The organism is Odoribacter sp. N15.MGS-14 (assembly GCF_000980245.1).
GTDB classification, from domain to species: domain Bacteria; phylum Bacteroidota; class Bacteroidia; order Bacteroidales; family Marinifilaceae; genus Odoribacter; species Odoribacter splanchnicus.
In genome coordinates, this window is the sequence record NZ_LARE01000207.1 from 1 (window position 1) to 401 (window position 401).

Below are 401 nucleotides of genomic sequence, written 5' to 3' on the forward strand. Positions count from 1 at the left end.
GAACCAGTACTGTGAAGGAAAGGTGAAAAGCACTTCGAACAGAAGAGTGAAATAGTTCCTGAAACCATGTGCCTACAAGCGGTCGGAGCACTTTTAGTGTGACGGCGTGCCTTTTGCATAATGAACCTACGAGTTACTTTTTCCGGCGAGGTTAAGGATCTCAGATCCGCAGCCGAAGCGAAAGCGAGTCTGAACAGGGCGTATAGTCGGAAGGAGTAGACGCGAAACCAAGTGATCTACCCTTGGGCAGGTTGAAGGATGGGTAACACCATCTGGAGGACCGAACCAATAAGCGTTGAAAAGCTTCTGGATGACCTGAGGGTGGGGGTGAAAGGCTAATCAAACTTGGAGATAGCTCGTACTCCCCGAAATGCATTTAGGTGCAGCCTTGACTTATACTG

General features: G+C 49.1%; 1 rRNA gene. It reads left to right on the top strand.

The window, feature by feature from the left end:
* A 23S ribosomal RNA gene (locus WS34_RS15190) occupies positions 1–401 on the top strand; the annotation flags it as partial.